The organism is Pseudooceanicola pacificus, assembly GCF_009789075.1.
GTDB classification, from domain to species: Bacteria; Pseudomonadota; Alphaproteobacteria; order Rhodobacterales; family Rhodobacteraceae; genus Pseudooceanicola; species Pseudooceanicola pacificus.
Genome location: NZ_WNXQ01000014.1, coordinates 1 through 20,265 on the forward strand (window position 1 = coordinate 1; position 20,265 = coordinate 20,265).

17 protein-coding genes and 1 pseudogene are annotated in these 20,265 nt (G+C 57.1%); 10 read left to right on the top strand and 8 right to left on the bottom strand.

The window, feature by feature from the left end:
- Nucleotides 1-120 precede the first annotated feature (120 nt).
- From GLS40_RS18245 to repC, 4 genes and pseudogenes are all read left to right on the top strand, one after another.
- A pseudogene (locus GLS40_RS18245) lies at nt 121-333 on the top strand (hypothetical protein); the annotation flags it as partial.
- A gap of 494 nt (nt 334-827) precedes the next feature.
- A complete protein-coding gene (gene repA, locus GLS40_RS16745; RefSeq protein ID WP_043755193.1) occupies nt 828-2,039 on the top strand; it encodes a plasmid partitioning protein RepA in 1,212 nt (403 codons plus the stop codon).
- A gap of 103 nt (nt 2,040-2,142) precedes the next feature.
- Complete coding sequence (repB, locus tag GLS40_RS16750) at nt 2,143-3,138, top strand: plasmid partitioning protein RepB (protein ID WP_043755191.1); 996 nt, start codon at nt 2,143-2,145, stop codon at nt 3,136-3,138.
- A 160-nt stretch (nt 3,139-3,298) separates the two neighbouring features.
- Nucleotides 3,299-4,579, top strand: a complete 1,281-nt coding sequence (repC, locus tag GLS40_RS16755) for a plasmid replication protein RepC (RefSeq protein WP_043755188.1) — start codon at nt 3,299-3,301, stop codon at nt 4,577-4,579.
- A gap of 12 nt (nt 4,580-4,591) precedes the next feature.
- Here repC and GLS40_RS16760 read toward each other — a convergent pair whose 3' ends face one another.
- Complete coding sequence (locus tag GLS40_RS16760; protein ID WP_156127954.1) at nt 4,592-5,650, bottom strand: tyrosine-type recombinase/integrase; 1,059 nt, start codon at nt 5,648-5,650, stop codon at nt 4,592-4,594.
- 22 nt (nt 5,651-5,672) lie between these two features.
- Between GLS40_RS16760 and GLS40_RS16765 the strand changes: the two genes are divergently transcribed.
- The 4 genes from GLS40_RS16765 to scpB all read left to right on the top strand — a co-directional run bounded on the left by GLS40_RS16765 (nt 5,673) and on the right by scpB (nt 7,927).
- Nucleotides 5,673-5,894 carry a type II toxin-antitoxin system CcdA family antitoxin gene (locus GLS40_RS16765; protein WP_043755186.1) on the top strand — a complete coding sequence of 74 codons (222 nt, stop codon included), beginning with the start codon at nt 5,673-5,675 and terminating at the stop codon, nt 5,892-5,894.
- 12 nt (nt 5,895-5,906) lie between these two features.
- On the top strand, nt 5,907-6,200 hold the full coding sequence (locus tag GLS40_RS16770; RefSeq protein WP_043755182.1) for a CcdB family protein: 294 nt from the start codon (nt 5,907-5,909) through the stop codon (nt 6,198-6,200).
- 243 nt (nt 6,201-6,443) lie between these two features.
- Nucleotides 6,444-7,328 carry a DUF1403 family protein gene (locus tag GLS40_RS16775; protein WP_160383809.1) on the top strand — a complete coding sequence of 295 codons (885 nt, stop codon included), beginning with the start codon at nt 6,444-6,446 and terminating at the stop codon, nt 7,326-7,328.
- A gap of 2 nt (nt 7,329-7,330) precedes the next feature.
- A complete protein-coding gene (gene scpB, locus GLS40_RS16780; RefSeq protein ID WP_160383810.1) occupies nt 7,331-7,927 on the top strand; it encodes an SMC-Scp complex subunit ScpB in 597 nt (198 codons plus the stop codon).
- Here scpB and GLS40_RS16785 read toward each other — a convergent pair.
- Entirely contained in the window at nt 7,924-8,175 is a 252-nt protein-coding gene (locus GLS40_RS16785; RefSeq protein ID WP_160383811.1) for a hypothetical protein, read from the bottom strand. The two genes, scpB and GLS40_RS16785, sit on opposite strands and share 4 nt — an antisense overlap.
- 348 nt (nt 8,176-8,523) lie before the next feature.
- Between GLS40_RS16785 and GLS40_RS16790 the strand changes: the two genes are divergently transcribed.
- Nucleotides 8,524-8,754: a hypothetical protein gene (locus tag GLS40_RS16790; RefSeq protein WP_065382766.1), complete on the top strand. Its 231-nt coding sequence runs from the start codon at nt 8,524-8,526 to the stop codon at nt 8,752-8,754.
- 12 nt (nt 8,755-8,766) lie between these two features.
- A complete protein-coding gene (locus tag GLS40_RS16795) occupies nt 8,767-10,632 on the top strand; it encodes a hypothetical protein (protein WP_160383812.1) in 1,866 nt (621 codons plus the stop codon).
- 47 nt (nt 10,633-10,679) lie between these two features.
- On the opposite strand, the gene GLS40_RS16800 is transcribed toward GLS40_RS16795, so the two are convergent.
- The 6 genes from GLS40_RS16800 to GLS40_RS16825 form a co-directional block, all read right to left on the bottom strand.
- Nucleotides 10,680-12,518 (bottom strand): UvrD-helicase domain-containing protein, encoded by a 1,839-nt coding sequence (locus GLS40_RS16800; protein WP_160383813.1) that lies wholly within the window; start codon nt 12,516-12,518, stop codon nt 10,680-10,682.
- A gap of 30 nt (nt 12,519-12,548) precedes the next feature.
- A complete protein-coding gene (locus GLS40_RS16805; protein WP_160383814.1) occupies nt 12,549-14,528 on the bottom strand; it encodes an ATP-dependent nuclease in 1,980 nt (659 codons plus the stop codon).
- A gap of 17 nt (nt 14,529-14,545) precedes the next feature.
- Nucleotides 14,546-15,793, bottom strand: a complete 1,248-nt coding sequence (locus GLS40_RS16810; RefSeq protein WP_160383815.1) for a type II toxin-antitoxin system HipA family toxin — start codon at nt 15,791-15,793, stop codon at nt 14,546-14,548.
- Nucleotides 15,786-16,121 (bottom strand): helix-turn-helix domain-containing protein, encoded by a 336-nt coding sequence (locus tag GLS40_RS16815; protein ID WP_065818596.1) that lies wholly within the window; start codon nt 16,119-16,121, stop codon nt 15,786-15,788. The genes GLS40_RS16810 and GLS40_RS16815 overlap by 8 nt, the downstream gene beginning before the upstream one ends.
- Nucleotides 16,122-16,221: 100 nt before the next feature.
- Nucleotides 16,222-16,935: a Fis family transcriptional regulator gene (locus GLS40_RS16820; RefSeq protein ID WP_160383816.1), complete on the bottom strand. Its 714-nt coding sequence runs from the start codon at nt 16,933-16,935 to the stop codon at nt 16,222-16,224.
- A complete protein-coding gene (locus tag GLS40_RS16825; protein WP_160383817.1) occupies nt 16,932-20,039 on the bottom strand; it encodes an N-6 DNA methylase in 3,108 nt (1,035 codons plus the stop codon). The genes GLS40_RS16820 and GLS40_RS16825 overlap by 4 nt, the downstream gene beginning before the upstream one ends.
- Between the last annotated feature and the right edge of the window lie 226 nt (nt 20,040-20,265).

The window sequence follows — 20,265 nt, forward strand, 5'->3', positions numbered from 1 at the left end:
TCGCCTTGAACTCAGGCGCATGCTGCTTCCGTTTCGACATCTCTGATCTCCTTCTCGTCGAAGATCAGCAGACTGCAAATCATAGCTTATGTCAGTGTCCGAATTTCGGGGGGTAGCTCAGCCCCCGCGCACCGCGTCCTCGGCCGCTCCCCGCGCGGCAAGCTGGTTTAGTGCGGCGGCATCTGGAAGAAGCAGAACAAGGAGACCAGCGCCGACTACTTCACGCTGACCATCCGCGACCACGGCTTCAACGCCAACCTCGGCAAGGCCGCGAACCAGGACGATCTGTCCCTGCAGGCCGTCATCCCCTGGGGTCCCAAAGACGCAGCGTGAAGCATAGAATCGGCTGGGGCTACCCAGCCGATTCCCGCTGTTTATCTTCCCTCTGGTAAGACTTGCTTATGTTTTAGAGTACCCTGGTCGATACGCTTGGCCGAAGTAAATGATTGCAGATCGGATCCAAGTTCGTGCTGACACATACTGCTTCCTTGTCTTGGTTTTCCGGGCTTGCACAGGCGCGTCTATGCCTCGAGTTGGTTCCGTTTTGACAGCCGTGCAAAGATAGAAAAGGCAATAAAAGCAAATAATTGCGACGGGAGAGACGCGAAGTTTAGGTCAACTTCTGATCTGCTGATGTCGAAGAAGTTCCCATATATTGGGCGGCCATCTTCCGCGATCACTACAATTTGTCGGAACATCTAAGCCAGCAGGTGTCTCGGTGGAGTTCGAGCCATCGGGTGAAAATCGTTGTTAAGACTCATTTTTCTGTGTAGATGACAGTTTAAAGAGCGAAATCGCCGAAAAAGCGATATTTAGAGGGCAGGCAGATGCGAGAACGGTCTTTTACGGCTGATACGAAGGATCAATCCTTCGACGAGATCATCCTACAGCAAGGAGAGTTGATTTCCGACCGCCTCAATATGTTGCGTCAGGAACAGTATCCTCCCGACGCTCAAAAAGGTCTACGTCAGTTTTCATTGGCCGAGGTTGCCTACTATCTCGGCGTGACGCAGTCGACCATTAAGAAGCTTCATCTCGAAGGCAAAGGTCCTGAACCTGAAACATCGTCGTCCGGGAGGCGCAGCTACTCGGCCGAGCAGATGCTGGAACTGAGAGCTTATCTCGACAAGCATGGCCGCCCCGGAAAACGCCGTTATGTCCCCTATCGGCAACCTGGCGAAGAACTGCACGTCGTGTCTGTCGTGAACTTCAAAGGGGGCTCGGGAAAGACCACTACCGCCGCTCACCTCGCGCAGCACTTGGCGTTGAAAGGGCATCGAGTTCTTGCGATCGACTTGGACCCTCAAGCGTCGCTCACAGCTTTGCACGGCATTCAGCCTGAACTCGACAACGTGCCTTCGCTCTACGAGACACTTCGGTATGATGACGAGCGCAAGCCGATCACAGAGGTGATCCGGCCAACAAATTTTCCCAACCTAGATATCGTTCCGGCAAGTCTCGAGCTTCAAGAGTACGAATACGATACCCCTGTTGCTTTGACGAGTAGCGATCCCCATGAGGGCCGTACCTTCTTCACTCGTATATCGAAGGCGCTTAGCGAGGTTGATGACCGCTATGACGTGGTTGTGATCGATTGCCCTCCTCAGCTGGGCTACCTCACACTCACTGCTCTCACGGCTTCTTCCTCGGTCATTGTGACGGTCCATCCTCAGATGCTGGACGTCATGTCGATGAGCCAATTTCTCCTGATGCTGGGCGGGATCATGAAGACGATCCGTGACGCTGGAGCGAACATGCGCCTGAAGTGGTTCCGTTACCTTGTAACGCGATTTGAACCAACGGACGGCCCCCAGAAGCAGATGGTTGGGTTCCTCCAGGCGATGTTTCCAAATCAGATGCTGTCGGCTCCTGTGCTAAAATCTACGGCGATCTCCGACGCTGGGATCACCAAACAGACGCTTTACGAAATTGAGCGGTCTCAGTTCGTGCGGACTACTTACGACCGCGCAGTGACTTCTTTGAATGATGTGAACGACGCGATCGCCGAACTGATCCACAAGGCTTGGGGGCGTGAATGAATGAGGTTTTGACAGCCGTGCAGAGAGCCAGTTTTGACAGCCGTGCAACTGTCGAAATGCGCGCAGCGCGTAGGTTGGATTCTGACGAAAAGGAGATGGCTTGATGGCGCGCAAAGACCTCCTGAAGAGCGTCATGGCCGGCTCGCCGGAGCAGCCCAAGGATTCCGGTCGCTCTGGATACGCAATGCGCGGTGCATCGAAATCGATGAAGGTTTCGATTGATAGCCTTGCGGAGAACTCGAAGCGTCTTCTTGAAGGCGAGACCATTGTCGAGATCGATCCGCAATTGATCGATGTGTCATTCGTCTCGGATCGGCTTAGTGATGACGATATTGCGTTCAACGAACTGAAAGCATCGATCGCGGCCGGTCGCCAGGACACACCGGTATTGCTTCGACCGCATCCAGAAGCAGATGGTCGCTACATGATCGTCTTCGGGCATCGCCGTGTGCGAGTTGCATCGGCGCTCGGCCGTAAGGTTCGCGCAGTTGTAAAGCCGATGGACGACGTGGCCCACATTCTTGCTCAAGGGCAGGAGAACACTGCGCGCGCAGATCTCTCATTTATTGAGAAGGCCCTATTTGCGAAGAGCCTTTTGGATATGGGGCAAGCAAAGGACGTGATCCAGTCCGCCCTGACCATTGACGGTACTTTGCTTTCGCGCATGCTTTCAGTGGCGCAGAACGTCCCGCGGAACGTCATCGAACAGATTGGCCCAGCCAAGCAGATCGGGCGTGATCGTTGGGAGGATTTCAAGAAGTTGGCCTCGGAGCCCAAGAATGAGAAGATCCTCAAAGGAGCTTTGGAGTTCGACGGTTTTCAGGGTCTCGATAGCGATGCACGCTTCGAGTTCCTGCACAGCAAGCTAGCAGAAGCGGGCAGGGCGCCGAAAAGCCGAAAAACGCGTGCCACGCCCAAGAAACGTACTTGGACCGCCGGCAAAGGCCGCATCAAAGGCGTCATCGGCCGATCCGGAAAGGCATTCAGCATTTCACTCACGGCGCAAGACTCGACCGAGTTCGGGGACTTTCTCTCGGGCCGACTCGATCAGCTGTACAGTGAATTCCTCGCGACGAAAGAGGAGCAGTCAGAACAATGATCTAGGCAAAAGAAAAGCCCCCAAGCAGCGTGGCCTGAGAGCTAATCTGAAAAGTTTGGTCGCTTAGAAGATATCTCTCCCGCGAATCACTGTCAACAAGAACGCCACTTCGGCGAACGGCTTTCTTTTGCCTCCACATAACTGGAGGTGAGAAACAGGCATGAAACATACAGGTTGGCGCAAGCCGACACCGGGTCTTGGCATCGCAGAGCAGCTTGCCCAAGCCGGTGAACAGGTAGCCATTCCCAAAACGCAGGCCTTCGTGGCCGTGAAGCGGGTAGGGGCCTACATCGGCCTCAAGGCCGGAGACATGATGCTCCTCGACACGCTCGGGGCATTCACCCAGGCCCAGGACTGGGAAAAGGGGCAGCGCCCGATCGTCTGGGCGTCGAACGCCTATCTGATGGAGCAGACCGGGTTTTCGCTCTCTGCTCTCAAGCGCCATGCGCGGCGACTGGCCGAGCTCGGTGTGATTTCCTTCCAGGACAGCCCCAATGGCAAGCGGTGGGGCCGCAGAGACGCCAATGGCCGCATCGTCGAGGCCTATGGCTTCGATCTGTCGCCGCTTTCGGCTCGCGCCCTTGAGTTCGAGGAGCTTCATGCCGAGTTGCAGGCCGAACGCGAGCTCTGCCAGCGTCTGAAGCGTCAAATCACGGTCGCCCGCCGGATGATCCGCGCACGAATCGAAGCCGCAGTCAGCAGCGCGTTGCGCGGGCCCTGGACACAGTTCACGGGCCTCTTTGATGAGCTTCTGGATCGGCTTCCGCGCCGCCATGAAGCCTCAGATCAACTGGCACGGCTGCTGACCTGGTTCAAGGAGCTTCAGGAGCGTGTTGAAGCCGCCTATCTCAAGGCAATTCAGGCGGTTGAGCCTGTGGAAAATATGCAGCAAACTAAGGAACAAGTTTCTGAGAAAACTCAAGAAATGAACCCCAGGGAGGTCATTTCCGACCCCCATATACTAATTACAAACCAACTTAATCCTGTAATACGTAATTCCTCAGAAAAAGAGGAAGCGGCGGCCGTGGTGCCCAATGCCCAGCCCGAAGATCAAGTTGATAGGGAGCTGGAAGACTGGGTTGTCGAGGTGCGCAAGAAGCGCACGGCGCTGGATCTGCCAACCATCATGCAAGCCTGTCCGGAGTTTGCATCTTGGGCCCGCAATATGGGCGGGTTCCTGAAGGATTGGGGCGATTTGCACCGGGTTGCGGGGCAACTCAGGCCAATGATCGGGATCTCGGAACATGCCTGGAACGTGGCGCAAGACCGAATGGGCACTCAGGTGGCAACGGCAGCGTTTGCCCTTGTCTTCGAGAAGCACAGCGCGGGAGAAGTTTCCTCGCCGGGCGGATATCTGCGCGGCATGGTCGAGAAAGCAGGGGCAGGGGAGTTGCACCTCGAGCGTAGCTTCTATGGCAGGCTCAGCGGGCAGGCCGCGTGATGGGGCTGGGGGTCAGAGGCCGGCGGCTTTGGTAAGGTTCACCCGGAACCGGTCGCGGCGGCGTTGGTAGCGGCGGGTCATTTCGGCGGAGGCGTGACCGAGCTGTTTCTGGACATAGCGTTCATCCACTTCGGCTGAACTGGCGAGGCCGGCGCGCAGCGAGTGACCTGAGAACAGCGCCAGGCGCTCTTTCTCGGGCCGCTCGGATCTTATGCTGGAATCCAGGACCGTGCGCTTGATCAGGCGGGCCACATGTTTGTCGTTCAGCCGCGTTTCCGAAGCACGTTTGCCATCGCGAGATGTGCCGACGAAGACAGGGCCGAAGTCGATCTTTGCGAAGTGCAACCACTGTTCCAGAGCATGCACGGGGCAAGTCTGATCCCTCGAGCCGCGGCCGATCTCGACCTCGCGCCAACCGGTCTTGGCATTGAGGGTCAGGAGGGCGCCCATGTCGAAGAGCTCAATCCAACCGCCAGAATCTGGTGTGTCGTCTTTGTGGACGTCGAGGCTGACGATTTCCGAGCGGCGCAGACCTCCGGCATAGCCCAGAAGCAGGATTGCCCGATCCCGCAAGCCTCGCAAATCGAAGGGCAGGGTGGCCACCATCGCGAGGATGTCCTCGGCCAGGATCGCCTCCTTTTGCACCGGTGGGCGCGCATGCTTGCGCTTGATCCCCGCCAGAACGGTGGCGATGTGGCGGTTCTTGCGATCGAGGGTGAGGTCTCGCTGCGCGTAGTTCCAGGCGAGACCCGACAGGCGCCGGTCGATGGTCGAGACCGATAGGGCAGGGGAGGGGCCCGACCCGGACGCCAGATCCGCGAGATACAGTCCGATCATCTCGGGGGAGGGCGGCAGCGGCTCGGTGCCCTTCATCCGGCACCAGCGCGCGAAATGTTCCCAATCCTTCGCATAGGCCTTGAGTGTGTTCTCCGAGGCCGCGGAGCGCGCATAGTCGCGGGCCGTGTCGACGAGGCGGTCAAGTGTGCCGGAACTGGCCACAGAGGCGGGGAGTGTGATCCGGTCGCTCTTGTCTTGATCGGGACTTGCACCTGACTTATACTCCTCATCCATACGCATTCTCCGGGAGGTCTCTGTGGGCCGCGTGAAAGTCAATCTGACCCTCGACGCCGATGTCGCGGAATCGGCGCGGGCGCTTGGCCTCAACATGTCGCGGCTGGCCGAGGCGGCGATCATCAAAGCCGCCAAGGTGGAACGCAACCGCCTTTGGCGAGAGGCGAACCAACCCGCAATCGACACCTATGCCGAAGAGATCGCCAAGGAAGGTTTGCCCCTCGCGGCCTTCCGCAGTTTCTGAGGACCACTTGGTATGGCACAGTTCGATCTGTATCGCCTCAAGGGTGGCCAACTTGTCGTTGATTTGCAAACCGATCTGATCGGCATTGACGCCTCTCGTATCGTGGCGCCATTGCGCGAGGCAAGCCGGTATGTGGCCTTTCCGGGTCTCACGCCCGCTGTCGCTTTTGAAGGGACGACGTTGATCGTGCGGGTTCAGGAACTGGCCGCGGTGCCGGGCGCGGAGCTTCGGGACCAAGTTGGATCTCTGGCCGATCACCGCGACGCTTTGAAGCGCGCCATGGACATCCTGATCGACGGGGTGTGAACCGATCCCAAAGTGGAGGCGGGTCAAATCCTCGACGTCAGAGCAATCTCTCTCGTTGTCCTCGCTGGACGAAGACCCGATTGGTGCTTCTGAGCTCGATTTCTCGTGATCTTCTGACATGTCGCGGAGCATATCTTTTCATGTCCGATAATTAACTTATTGGACATAATGGGGCGCTGCAGGGTGGGGCGGTTTGATCGCAATTTTCTGGCGGAAAGCGCCGTGCTGATGTAGGCTTCAGGCATGACTTTTGCCCGGCCGGATCACATCAGCGACCCAAACATGCTACCTCAGATGCCCTCTTGGGTCACCTCTGCAGGCGCTGAAACCCTTGAAGATGTTGCGTTTTTGTCGGGCGCCGCGCTGAACCACCTGCATCTTGTGCTGGGACACGCGGAGGTGCCCCAAGCCTTGTTGCGGGATCGTCTCGCGCTGCGCGCGGCCGAGGCTTATGTCGCGTTCTCTGGCCGACCAGAGAGGGCAGGGGAGCTGCGCGACGCGGTGCACCTACTGCGTCCCGGCGATCTACCCGGACCGGCCGGTGAGACCTGCCTGGCCTGGCGTCGCGCGGTGCAGCGGCCGCTGTCGATCAAGGCTCTGGGCCGAGCCTTGCCAGCCTTCGAGCCGGGCCAGATCGCGACGTGGCTCGATGCGGGGAAAGTGGCGCCCGTGACCCGTGCCGCGATGGCGCTGGAAGCCGTTATGCGTGAGGAGCCACGCGCAGAGGAAGCAGCGCTGATCCTCGCGGACGCGGCTCTCGCCCAAGGCCTCGGTTGGGATCATGTCGTGCCGCTGCTGGCGGCTGGCCTGAAGCGCGCGGACCTGCGCAAGCAGGGTGACGACCTCGGCCTGACCTGTCATCGCGCACTCATCTCGTCGGCGATCGAGGCCGTGCGGCAGGCCGCCGACCTAGCGCGCCGGGCGGCGCATCTGCGGGCAGTCGCCCCGAGGCTTCGCGCCAAAGGGGCAGGGAATGCTGTCGAGATGTTCCTGACCCGCGATGCCGTGGCGCCATCGGCCTTGCCTTTGCCGGATCGCGCCGCGCGGCGGCTCTGCGACCGGCTGGTCGACCTCGGCGCGGTGCGCGAGCTGACCGGCCGTGATACGTTCCGGCTCTACGGGGTGTAGCGATGGCAAAGGATCGTTCAGAACCGGACCTAGATCGCGAGTTGACTGACCTGCCGCCGGAGCTGCGCTGGCGGGAATGGATGCGCCGGATCGAGGCGGTGCTCTTTGCCTCTGCCTCTCCGGTCCCGCGCGAAGACCTCGCGCGGGTCGTGGGGCAGGGGGCGTCGGTCGACCTGCTGGTCGAGGACCTCACCGCCGATCTGGAGGGGCGGGCCTTCGAGATCGCCCAGGTCGCTGGCGGCTGGATGTTCCGGACGCGGGCTATCTACGCGCCCGCGATCCGGGCGGCGGCAGATGTCGGCGTCCAACTGCTGGACTTGAGTGAATTCGACGTCGCGGTCCTGGCGGCCATCGCCTATCACCAGCCGATCACGCGTGACGGTCTCAAAGACATCTTCGGCAAGGAGATCAGCCGTGATGTGATCGGACGGCTGCATGCGCGCGACCTGATCGGGACTGGGCCACGGTCGCCCCGGCAAGGGTCGCCCTATACCTACGTTACGACACAACAGTTCCTAGTGGCGTTCGGGTTGGAGAGCCTGCTCGATCTTCCGGATCGGGAGCAGCTGGAGGATGCGGGGCTGAGTGCTGAACCTTAATCGGTATCGACCGGCTTCAGCAACGCGTGGGTCAATGCCGCGGCCCGAAGTATCCTGACCAACAGCTGCTCGAGTTCCAGTTGGTTTTCGATTTGAACTGCGTGGTGGACAGAGCCACGGACACGCGTCGCAAGAATGAGGTCCGCCGCTTTTTCAATTTCTCCGCCGTTACCCCTGAGTGCGTCTATCTCTTCAAGCAGGTCTTCAAATGGCAGGCCGCGCTCCAGTAAGGTTTTCTTTTTCCGCAAGATCCGCCCGACCTCGGTTCCATCCCATAGGTCATGGGTCAATCCTGTGGGCGGGCCGGCCGAGAGCCTCTCTCTCGACCTCCAAACCCGTCACGGCGAAAGCTGCCGAACTCTCACTCTCTCTCTTGCACCGGCGAGAACACAGAATCTCAGTGTTGCGACACCGCCCCAACAAGAAGGTCGTTGGCAATATGTTGGCGTCCAGACGGCGCATTTGCATCGATATTCGGCGCATAATTCTCCAAATTATTGCAGAATATGGTATGAAATTCATAGAATTCATTGACTCAATGCGGTGTAGAAACTACCTGAATTTCAGCGCAGGATACAGAAGGCGGTGATGGATTGATGTCTGAAGACAGCGAGAAACGGGAAAAGTTTGTTCGGCTGGCCGAGGGGCGGACTCAGTCTGCACTCGACGCCATTCGGAAACTTGGCAACCTCTCGAACCGCCGGGCTTACGAATACAACGATGCTGACGTGAAGAAGATCATCAAAGCGCTCCGAGATGCGACAGGCGAGATAGAGCGAAAGTTCGGATCGACTTCGGGCGATGGCGCAGACAAGTTCAAGCTGTAGGGGGCGCAATCCATGAAGGCTGAACCACTTAACATTCGCGATAAGCGATTTCTCATAAACCGGCTGATCGAACAGGCGCCCGTGAGCACGCTGGTTCGCGAGTTCTTCAAGAATGCCGACGAAAGCGCTGTTCTGGCGGAAACGGGGAATCGTCGTATCGAAATCTACCCCACGACGATTGATGGCGTACGCAAGCTGACCTTCTGGAACACGGGCGTGGGCATGGACGATAGAGAGTTGAAGCAAGCGACCGATCTATCGTCTTCGATCAACAAAGAGATGGCGCTTGATGGCAATTTCGGGATTGGGGCGAAGGTCTCAGGTCTCACCATGTCGCGCGAAGGGATACGCTATCGGTCGTGCAAGAGTGGCGTCGTCAACGAAGTCACCATCGGCTTCGATGCCGACGAAGGCACCTATGTCCGCTTTCCTGTCGAATTGCCTGACGGCAGCTCCGACACTGTCTATGACGTTACCGATGTGGCCCGTGAAGCGGGACAGGACACCGCGTTCGACTGGACGGAAGTCGTCCTGCTCGGTCAAAGCGAAGATCACGACACCGTAGCCGAGCCGCTGGGTAAAGGGAAAAGTCTGGACCGAAGCTTCATTCCGTCGGCGATCTTCCGGCGTTTTGCGCGTTTTGGAGAGGGAGTCGAAGTTCGCGTCGATGTCGCCATGACCAAAGGCGGCGGCAAAGGCGAGACAGGTCGTACGCGTCGATTGAAAACGCTGGAAGATGTGGTCGACGAGTTGCCGAACCATGAAAGGGTCGAAGCGCCCGGCGGGGAGGTCACTGTACACTATATCCACGACCCCAAGCATGAGCGGCACAGCCATTCGCTAAGTGCGCTCGCCAATCCGGCAACGAGTTCCACGACATTTTCCGCGCTAGTGCATAAAGGTGAGCGCTATGACATCAAGTCGAAGAAGGCTTGGTCGGCGGCAGCCCCGAACTTCGGTATTCCCTTCGGCTCGAAGGTCCTCACCATCGAAATCGAGCTTGCTGACAATGTCGCCATGCCAAATCAGTATCGTGATGGACTGACCTGGCCCGATGACCGGTCGCCGATGGTCGCTGAGGACTTCGACGCCTATGTGCGCGAGCTCATGCCCGAATGGGTCAGGGAGGTCATTCGTTCCGAGTCACCATCCTCCGACGATAATCTGGATGATCTCCAAACCGACCTTCAGAAACTCCTCGACGAGTTCCGTGTCCCCACGGCGACCCTTAGTCCCTCTCGTCGCCCGATGGCATCCCCGACTGAGGATACTGCTGAGGGCACCGATACGTCCGATCCCGTCGACCTCGATACGGATTTCCCGGAAACGGGCGACGAGCTCGATGAGAACGGGGACAAGCGCGACCCGAGCAAGAGCCAACGCGCCAAGCATAAGAAGGTGCGTAAGGCGCCGGAGGGGGCAAAACTTTCCCGTTCCGCCCAGTCGTTGGAGCGCGTGCCGGAGATCAAGATCCTCACCGATCCCGAAGAAATCGCGGAGAAGAATCTGAAAGGCCGCGCAGGGCGCTTTTACAAGGATGCCCAAACGCTGTTCGTGAACGGTTTGTACTCTGTCGTGGAACGTATGGCTGTCGAACTCGATGCTGAGCTAAGGACCTCCGGCGAGCCGGAAATTGTGCGCACTGCGATACTTAGGGCTTCTCGCAAATTCATGGCCTTCCGAGTTGGGAAGGCCACCTGCTACGCCATCAGCAAACGACTTTCTGACGACTGGTCGAGCGACGATCTCGACCGTGCCACCTCGCCCGAATCTCTTTCGCTAGCTGCAGATGACTACAAGCAGAGTATATCTCAGGCCAAGCGCTATGCGAAGGAACTGATCAAGACAGCGGACGTCCCGGAAGAAAGCGTTGCCTGAGCAACCATCTTGCGCAGGATAGCGCTTGGGTGAGACGACGCCCCCCTCTAGCTCGGTGGCCCCGGAATCCGCTCTACGCCGACGCGACCGATCAAATCGTCAATGTAAGTGAGCTTCGTACCGCGGCCGCTACAGGACGTGAAGAACACTCGTTGCATTGCACGCGTGAAGGCTACAAAGAAGGCGCGCATTTCCTCACTATCATCGGGCTCGAAGTTCCACCACGACCGTTCGTCCAGCCCAAAAAATATGACAGTATGAAACTCCAGGCCCTTGCTTTTGTGAATACTCATGAGCGGGACCTGATCGATACCGTCGAAGCTATTCACAACCTCCACCCAATCATCTCGGTCTTCCGCCGACTCCTGAAGCAATAGGAGAAAGCCATCAAGCGCACGAAGATAGTCTTTATCCCGATGATAGGATGGCACCGTGGCGCGCAATTCGGTTTCGCCGATAAAGTCCAGGATCGATTGAGTCAGTTCCGCACAAGATGCGCCGGAGGGTGAATTCCCGGCCAAATAAGACCTGACCTCAGCGACTTTCGTGCCCAGGTCGTCCTGCAAGGCATCCTGTTCGGCTTCATCGTTCGGATCGATGCCCCACATAGTGGAAAGACGATCGACAAGAACGTGCCAGTCATCGGGGGCTTTGGGGAATGCGCTGACACGGATCATGGCCATAAGACAGACGGTCAGATCCTCTGTGAGGATATCCTGAATCGCAATCTTGGCACCTTTAGGCATACGAGCAATGTTGCGCAGTCGCAAACCAACTGAAGCTAGTGCGGGGCCTAACTCCGTCTCAAGCTTGTCGGGCCTGAAGCGGATAAGGATAGCACAATCCTCAGGAGCCATCTCTCCAGCGCTCACGGCGTCTGCGATCCACTGCGCGACTCCTTCGCATTCCGAGGCCCGATCTGCATAATCCCAGATCGCGCATACATCACCGTCGACGTCTTTAATTCGTTTGGCGTCGGGTTTTGCAGAGCTCCGCTCGAGCGTTAGCGCGATCGCATGCTGAATCTCCACAAGTTCGGGATGGGAGCGCCAATTAGAAAGCAGCGTTTCCCGTTTTGCGTGGAAATCTGACGCGAACGTGGTGAAGGCATCCGGCATGGCCCCAGCCCAGACCATGATACGTTGTTTGCTGTCTCCAACAGCGGTGACACGCGATTCGCTGTCGAGGAATAGCTGCTTGAGCAGATCATATTGTCCATAAGTTGTGTCCTGAAACTCGTCGAGAAACACGAAGGGATAGGTTGCTCGCAACCCGGCAATCAGCCGTGGGTCGCTCGAAAGCACGTAATTGGTGAGCCTGTTGATCATGGGAAATGTGAGCTGCGTAGCGGTCTCATCCCTATAATATTCGCGCCAGAAGCGCTCCAAAACATCTTTCCACTCAGGGTTTTTCAGCTTGAGTTCGGCGATAGGCAGCCTGCACCGAGCGACTGCTTTTTCAAGAATCTTGCCTGATAGATGGCGATAGCCGTGGCGTGCGAGAAAATCGTCCCAGTCACGAAACGCGGGGAAAACAATCTCATAGTTGGGCGATGGCGTGTAGGGCGGCGGGACGAGCGGCCCGAACCGGTCTATCAGGCCTTTGGAGAAGGCGTCGAAAGTCAGAGAGTCAAAACGACTCGACAAAGCGGGATCACAACGCGCTCTAACGCGATCCTTGAGATTTTTCGCGGCATCACTCTTAAAACTAATGGCGAGAATTCTCTGCGGTGCTCGGCAGAGCCCTGTCGATAGGAGATAGTCCGCTTTCTGTGCAAGAAACTCGGTTTTGCCTGCGCCAGCACTCGCGACCACACAAAGGTTGTGACCGTTCTCGTCGATCGCACGGAGCGCAGCTGGTTCCAGCGACGCGACACCCTTTGGCATCCATTGATCAGGTCGACGGATTACCATGGTTCACCCTAGGTATCGCTTGATCCGTTTGAGCAACGCGTCGAGCTCTTCGGGCGGCGATTTGAGATCCTTTCTCTTGATGCGATTCATCGCTGTGAGGTGTGCGGCAGGCTTGCTCTTCGAAAGAAACAAATAGGGGTACCATCGAAAGAACTTATCCCAGCCGTCATCGTAATACTCCGGCTTCCCGGTCTTTTTCAGCGTCGTCTTTTTCCGCTTTGCGACGGATTCGACCTTATCGCTCGGTCCATGGCCTCCAGGTGATGCCTGCATGTAAGCTTCTTCGAAGATGCAGAGCATCGAGAAGTCGATGTCGATCGGTTCTGAGAAGAAGACGTCGAGTTCACGGAGCGTCTCAAGCCAGTAGGTGCCAAGCGTTTTGGCGGCCTTTGGGTCGTATTCAATGTCGATATCGTCATCGGTAAGGGAATCAATGTCGTTCAAGGCTATTTTCCCCGCGGCGATATGTTTGCAATCGTCAAAGGCGACTCCAAACGCCTCCAACTTCTTGACGATGTTACGAATGGACGCAGCACCACCGTGCTGACGCCCGTAGTCCAGATCGAGAAGCGTAACGTGCGGAATAGAAAGCTCTCTGAGCAATTTCCACAGATGCTCAACATGACGCCCTCCGAGCGGAACGACCGGGCAGAAGGCTTTATCGAGATGAAGGCCTTGGGCTGCTGCAAGGCGCGGCAGTACGATCTGTTCGGAGTCGCCTTCGCCGAGCACGACGAGCTTTGCAAAATAGAGTTCAGGATAGGCCTGCACTGCTTGGCGAACATATTTCCCCGCCTCATCAGTCGCGGACGGAAGGGCGAGCGCTTTGATTGTGCTGCTGTCGATCTTGGGGTCGAGGCGACAGTATCGCAGATTTTCCGGCCTTATGCGCGACAGGATCGACGCACTATGACTCGAGAGCATGACTTGCGCGGTGTCCATCTCCGCGACGTCCTCACAAAGATCCATGATGCGAGACAGGAAGAACGGCGAAAGGGAGTTTTCCGGCTCCTCGATCAACAACAGCGTCAGGGGCACATGTTTGAGTTGAGTGGGTTCGAACGGAGATTTCTTGTCGGGCAGCGCGAGCGCATCCTGTTCAATCTCTAGCGTGGCCGCAGTGAGAGCGATTTGAAACAATGACTTTTGACCGTCACTCAACCGATCAAGGCTGCGGTCCGCCCCTGCCGCATCTGGTGAGAACTTGACGTCCGTATTGCGCATGATCGCGTCGAAGCGATCTTCCGTGAGCTTGAGAATTGGCGTGGACTGGGTTCCCGCTTCATTGACCTGATGCCAACGCTCGACGAGGCGTTCGCTAATGAAATCTACGGGCGCTTCCTTCTGGAATGCATCCTGAAGGGTATCTGCGTGATCTTCGGCCGTCTCTTTCAGCTCGTCGGACCACCGGGCGGCGCGCCAAAGACGCCCCCGCAGTAGCGCCTTGACCTGAGTGATTGAGCCTCGATTGGCGGGTACATAGACGACTTGAATGGCTGAGCGCTGCGCAGCAGTTACCGGCTTGCAGGATTCCCAAGTATAGTCGTCATCCATACGTGGCACCCAACGAAGACTGGATTCCACCACACCATCCGGAGTCCCATCGTCAATCCAAACTGCCTTCAGGAGAATACGTGCCTTGAGGGGCTCGTCAGGGTCACTTGCCGACATCTGGGTCCAAAATTCTGCGACTGCGGCCCCTGCATCGTCTTCGTCCAGCTCTGGGAAGGAAAAGATCGCCTCTATCTGTAGCTCGGTCTCGCTTTCCAGATCGTCAGCTTCTGAAGGGAGATGAAAGTCCGTCTTCTCAAGCGTCCGATTCCCACTGCCGATGCCGAACATTCGGCTGAGAGCTTGGAAGACGGCGGTTTTCCCGGACCCGTTAGCGCCGATCAATGCGGTGACGGGGTCTGCCAGTTCAATGGAGACGCCATCAGGTCCGAAACAATGGAAATTCTTTATGGCAATTGTATCGAGCTGCATTGGTTGGCTCCTCCCCTTCAGAGCTTGAGGGCCTTGTTTTGATCATCATGTTCAAAAGCGCTAGCCATCCGATTGATCTCGGCAGGGCGCGCGCCGAGTTCTTTTGCCGTTTCCCGCCAAGTAGAAGTCGCTGCAGCTACTTCCTTGATAATCAGGCGTGCAGCTTTAATCCCGAGGCCAAAATATTCTGAAGCACCTTCGAGCAGCTCGACCGAACACGTACCTTCATCGAGGTCGATATTGGTCGTCAGGACGCGGGCCTTGAGATCGACTGGCGTTGGATTCAAGTCGTAAGCTGGCGAGAGTGTCCAGCCCTCCCTTCCCGCCCATAGGAACCCATGATTACGGAGATGGTCGTCCACGTTCGAGATCAGAACACTGAAAGCAACGCGCCTGTAGAGCTCAGCGGCATCCGTCTTTGCCTGCGCGCCTTGCCCTCCCAAAGCGTCGACGATCTCAGGGTAACTACCGCGTTCCCCATCTCTCGAACCGGTCATAGACATGGCGGAAAGGAACGGAATTCGTTTGTTGCCCTCCCTGTCAAAACGCCTCGAAAGGAGCACGGCCTTACCGGCGACCTCGACGAGTTCGTGACTGGGGGTGTTGATCCCGGCACGTTCGGCAAGCCGAAGCGCGATCTCCTCCCAGGTCTCCATGCTGTATTCATCCGTTTCTTTCGGAAACTTCGCGATGGACAGATGACCATGTTGGTCGATGATCGACGCCTTAGGGCGCGCGCCTCCGAGTGAAGATCCTGGCGCAAAGATTAGTTGCAGGTCCTCATCGGTCTCCTCGTCTCGTAGGATGCGTTCGGTGACCTGTAGCAAGCGGCCGAGTTCGATGACGGCTGGAACGCCCGCCCGAATGGGAGCTTGGAACTCTTCTGCGCCCACGCGTCGAAAGCGCAGTGCACCTAGGCGGGTCTCATCAGCTACGCCGAGCAAGTAATTGGTTTCCGTAAGTGTGTGGACCTGTCTGCCTTCGCGGTCAGCGAGTCGACGCTCCGCACGCTGCATCAAGCGACGCCCCCAGGTATCCGGGGCTGAGTCACCGAGTGATCCGAAAATGGCTTGGCCTTGCGGTGGTGCAAAGCCGCCGCGTGTCAATGCGAGGGCGGGCTCGATTGAGAAGCGCTCAGGGTCATTGAGCCAGCCCTCGATATATTCGAACACAACGGATTCGCTCCCGCGAACTAGGTTGGCGTGGGCGATCCCGATCGGTCGGGTTTGTCCATGAAGATCGATATGAACTTCTATATCACTCACGGGAGGACCGCCCTGACTTGTTTTTGAGGTGAACCCGTCGGGGTAGGTTTGCGCTTGCGAGAGACTGACCTATTTCATCACGGCTGATGTCAGCGATGCCGCCAAGGCCATCCAGCAGGCCGAGAGCTTGCAGAACAGAGGCGTAAATCCCGATTCCGACGTTCGAGTCGCCCGCCTCGATCTTCTGAAGGGTCGAGCGGGACGTGAAGGCGCGTTCTGCCACGACCGCCATGGGCAGTTTGCGTCGACGTCGTGCGTCGCGGATGTCTGACCCCAACTTGCGGAGCGTGCGTCGCACGGCAACAGAGGGATGGTGTGGAGTCGGCATAATTTGAAGCCTTCGCGCTACAGATTTACTGATTATGTAGCACGAAGCCTACAAAATGTCCATTACCGCCGGCCCGCTCCTCATCCTCGGTCCCTTGTTGTTATACTTTTGGACCTTTCGGCTTTTTCGTCGTCGTCGGATACCCGAACGGCAGAAAGAAATGGGCAACACGTATGTGGCCGTGAGAGGGCGCCAAGGTGGGGTCTCTCTCATGCTCTGTGTCGAAGTCGGCGGCGCTAAACAAAGCGGATGGTTGGATAACGGCTAAGCCGTCCGCAGCAGGCCGGAGCTTGAGTTCGGCGACCATTTCTTCCTGACTCAGCATTTCCCGAATGGGGGGAACTACATCCGGCTCGGGATCAAGAAGAACACCAACCATGGCAGCAACTGCTTGACGCCGACTATAAATTCCAGTGACAAAACGAGCCAAGCCATTTTCGCGTAGATAGTGGTCTCGGTGTCGTTTCTGCCTTCCTAGGCGCTTAAACTCGAAGACGAACTTTAGATCCTGGGTGGAGTCGTTCCAGCCATAGACAATATCGGTTCGGCGTTCTTCGATCATTGCGCCCGTCGCAGGATCTATCTCGCCAATGATATCCTCAGCTGCCCACATGCCGAGTAGGCCACGCTCGCGTGCTGTGTAATTTTCTATGTAGACCTTAAGTCGCTTCGTTAGCGCTGCTTCATTAGTTTTGGGGTTGAAGTCAGGCCGTGGCCGTTCAGCCAACTCGGTCCATGCTTGGCAAAGCGCTTCAACGGCTTCGGTCGCTGGCTGAATGGGGAATGCCGCAAACCAATCGTCGGCTGCTGTCACGCGGACACTCCCCGTTTTCCGGATGCAGCGCGGGCTTGTACCGTTCTTACAATTTGTTCAGCATCACGGAGTGCTTGCCGTATGGTCCAGTTGCGTTTGGTAAGCGGTCGCACGAGGTAAAGCGATTGATCGATCCAGATATGGGCATCCGGGACCAGCGTCAGGGAATCTCCTAGAGGAATGGCTTTCAGACCTGAAATGCGCAATTGCTCGAGTGTTTGCAGGACAAGCGCATCGCTTACTTGCGTCTCCACGACGGGCGCCGAGGTAGGCTTCTCCTTGTATGATATGCGAACGATTCCAGATGGACCAGCTCGCCTAGGATCGCTGGTTACCACATCGACGTGGAAGCGTCCCTTGCCATGCGTTTTGGCTCGCCAATCCGTAAGTGATGTTGCAAGTGCACGAGCGTAAGTCTTGAAGTCACTGCGCTGAGCAGTGTGCTGTGCTGGTGTGTCGAGGCTCTTGAAACCACGTGGCCGGATGGACGGCATGAAAACATCGACTGTTTCACGGACAAGCTTCTGCTCCTCGGAGCCAAGGCCAAAATAGGAAAACACTGCCCGATCCAGCTTTGGCCTCAATTCTTCATAGCGCGCGCTTTGTTCAAGTTCAGGGAGTTCGGTGATTTCGGACACATGGCGAGAGACGCTCGACAGCGCTTCGGCTGCAACTGCCCCGTCGGGAGCATTCTCCGGCATAAAGAACGGAAACGTCTCGACGTCCTTGAGGTGAACACCATTGCGTTCGCACAGCATCTTCCAGCCACGCATCATCAGGAAGTAGCGCGCAAGACTTGAGCGTAGATATACGGCAACGAAGCTGAGAAGTTCAGCGTCCTCCTTCGGTCCGGAGATCACGCCGATGCTGTGGGTAAAAGCTGCGGGTCCATCATAGTAGACCGCTCGGACATTTAACTGCTCCCTAGAAAACCCATCCGGGAACAAGACGCGCGGGCCATCGAATACACTCAGCACCGACTCGTTTAGACCGACAACAGTGTCCTGGCCCTTTGGCCACGATGTAAGTAAGTCTGAGTGCAAGACAGGTGAACCAGCGCTCAGCGCAGCTATCGGTATAAACGGCTTGTCGCGGAGCGGTCCGGCGTTGACCGGCTCGCGACTCCTGTCGTTTAGATGGATCCCCTTTCGGTATATCCAGCGACGATATTCGTGAGGTCCGCGCCAGAAATCAGAAAATGTGCCGTGTGCGGACAGACGCGCCCAAATTGAAAGGTCGTTTGCATCGCCCCACATCATAGTCACGAGGAGTTGGGGGTCTTCCGCCACTGAGCGCGTTTGAAGATGATGTTTGTCGGCGGACTGCATTGTCAGCCGACCAAGAGCAAGACTCATATCTGCTTTAGGCACGCAGTATTCGAAATTCTCATCGAAGGGGATTCTGCTCGGAAGCCGTTCTGGCCGTACAATGCCAAGGAAGACATGACAGGTATTCTCTGCAGTGGGGAAAAGAAGTCCCTGGAGATCACCAAAATTGATCAATCGTGACGGCTGATACTGTTCTAGCAGATGCGAAACGAACCCCGTACTGGACGGTCCGAGAAACTGCCCAATTGGCAAGATGAGACAGATTTGCCCCCCCGCCTGCAGAAAGTCTATCGCGCGCAACGCATACGCGCCGGCTATCTGGCGGCGCACAAATGGAGCTTCGGCACGTTCTGCCCAAGCGTCTGCGCTCGTCTTAGAGGAGCCTTCAGGTTCGGCCCATGGCGGATTCGAGATAATGAGCGAGAAGCGCTTACCGCTGAAAGCATGATCATCGCGGAAAAAGTCTGCTGCGTCCTCACCATAGGTAAGGTTTGAGCCGTTCAATGACGGCAGTTTCGTCCCCTCTCGTTCCTGCGCTTCCATGATGTCGGCAGGATTTAGGCCTTCCAGGAGCGACAAATAGAGACTGAACGCTGTGACACGGCAGGCCATAAAATTGATGTCGCCGCCAAAAATACGGCCTCGGAGCAGGTCTGCGCGTTCGCGGAAACTCAGTTGACGCCCTTCGCGTGCTTCTGACAGCGCGATCAGCCGACGATAGGCCGTGGTCAGGAGTATGCCGGAGCCGCATGCACCGTCAAAAATCGTTTCAGAGAGTGGGTCGGATGAATTCGTGAACGCCTGGTCGACCGCGAGCATAGCAAGGTGACGTGGCGTGTAATACGCGCCGTCCTTAGCCTGCTGTTCATCCGATAAGAAAGACTCGTAGAGACCAGAAAGTAACTCGACCGGAATATAGCTGAAATCGTAGTTCCAAAAATCACCTTGGCCGGTTCGCATATCAGTGCGCTGTAGAAAGCGATTGATCAGGTTAAAGCCGTCATCCGTAAGTTTGGTCCAGGGATCGTGGCGATCATCTCCCATGAAGTCGCCATTGAAATCCGATCGAAGCGCGTCAATCAGTGTTCTGAGTCCAGCCCGATCTTTCTCGGCGATCAGATGATGGAGTTGAGAGACTTGGCGGCGATCGCGGTAAGTGGCGCCGACTATCTCGCGATGTTCCAAATAGGAGACGAACAGAATCTGGCCCATAAGCAGCTCGGCCAGATGACGGCGATCGTGATCCTTCGATGCTCCCGAGAGGCCCTGATCGGCAAGCTGTGAGACGACAACGGAGAGGTTCGCGAGCAACTTTCGGTCGACTCGCGCCTTTACATCAAACCAGTTGGGAACGCGCCGGGAGACATTGGCAGAGGCTATGTCGAGCGCAGAGAAAGGACCGTCCGGTCGGGCGTCATCAAGGATAAGCTGTTGGCCTGCGTTACGCAGCTTTCGGGCAGGCACAGCTAGGGCTGTGTCGCCTTTGATTTCAATGACTATAGTAGCAAGATTTTGATTCCAAACACGTTTGCGGATTTCGTCGAGCGCTTGAGACGAAAGAGGATCTCCATCTTCTCCTACGAACACGACGGTAGGCACCCCCTCCACGTCAAAGACCGCGTGAGCACGTATTGGACCTTCCGGTCTCAGGAGGGTCTTGAGTTCAAGTGCATATGGATGAGTTTCGGGAACGTCATCGCCGCGACGATGCAAGACGGCAGGTTCAGCATTGTAGCCGAGCCTCTCCAGCCAATTCTGCATCGATTCCGCGCTCATAGCTATTGCTCATCTAAAGTCTCGCCAAGCGAGAACATAACAGGAACAAACAAGTTTAACAAAGGGGTTTGCCAAATCGACTTTGGCAGATTTCCGCCAGCCCTCATGCAGAACGCCTCTGGTCAGACTCAGCTGCTTTGGCTGGTGCTTTCGAGCCTTCAGCGCGGTGCAGGTTCGGCAGAGAAAAGAGGTCGAGTTGTCCGCGGCCTGCGGCGACATCAGGGAG